Annotated in this window: 1 protein-coding gene; it reads left to right on the forward strand. The window is 60.9% G+C overall.

The annotated features are described in order from the left end of the window. Positions 1-14 precede the first annotated feature (14 nt). Positions 15-1,192: XdhC family protein (locus tag PMI31_RS29380; RefSeq protein ID WP_008023875.1), on the forward strand; the 1,178-nt coding region annotated here is incomplete at its 3' end.

The raw sequence follows: 1,192 nt of genomic DNA on the forward strand, positions 1-1,192 counted from the left end.
CCGGGAGAGTGGCGATGTCTGATTTGTACGCCTTGCTGGATGCAGTGGATCAAGCCAGCAGTGCAAAGATCGATGCGGTGCTGGCCACGGTCGTCAAGGTCGAGGGCTCGGCCTATCGGCGTCCTGGCGCCAGGATGCTGATTCCACTGTTTGGCCAGACAGTCGGGACCATCAGTGGCGGTTGCCTGGAGCAGGAGTTGGCCAGGAAGGCCTGGTGGTTGACCGAGTCCGGTGGCGCAGTGGTTCGTCGTTACAGCACAGCAGCCCAGGAAGAGGAGGACGCCGATGATGAAGACGCGGCGCTGACGTTTGGCCTAGGCTGCAACGGTACCGTGCATGTACTCCTGGAGCGCCATGATGCCGGCAAGCAGAGTCTGTTGCTTGATGTGCTGCAACGGGTGAGGGCCACCGGTCAACCGGCAGCCCTGGCAACAGTTATAGCGGCGGGCCGAACAGCCCGGGTGCGAGTCGGAGCTCGAATGGGACTGAACGCCTTCATGAACGCGTGTGAGGGCATCCGCTGCCAAGCGCTTCAACACGCCCTGCAGGGTGATTTGCGCAGTACCCTTGCGCGCAAAAAGTCTCAGTTGATGATTTACGGAAGCGGTGCCGATGAAGTCGAGGTCTTTCTCGAATACATCGCGCCACAGCGCCGATTGGTGATCTTTGGCGCGGGGCATGACGCCCAGCCTTTGGTGCGGTTCGCCAGGGATCTGAACTGGCATGTAACGGTGGTGGACGGGCGTGCGCACTTTGCTCGCCCGGAACGGTTCCATGGAGCAAGCCAGGTCATTGTTGCACCTATCCACGAGCCTTTTAATTTATCCAGCGCTGTCGACGGTGCCGCGGTGGTGGTCATGACCCACAGCTTCCGACAGGATCGGCATTGGCTGGAAAACGTTTTGCAATGTTCTCCCGCCTATGTCGGGCAGTTGGGTCCTCGAGAGCGCACAGAACGACTGCTCGATGAGATGGGCGCCTTGGCCCGTTCGCCGGAAAGTCTGCCCAGGCTTCACTATCCGATCGGCCTGGATCTGGGGGGCGATACCCCGGCGAGCGTGGCCTTGGCCATTGTTGGCGAGATCACGGCCTACCTCAATGAACGCAGTGGCGGCATGCTGAAATACCGCAAGACCACCATTCACCAGGCTTGTGAGCCAACCCACTCTCCAGCGGTGGGCGGCCTGCAGGC

Source organism: Pseudomonas sp. GM55, from assembly GCF_000282395.1.
GTDB lineage: Bacteria > Pseudomonadota > Gammaproteobacteria > Pseudomonadales > Pseudomonadaceae > Aquipseudomonas > Aquipseudomonas fluorescens_CC.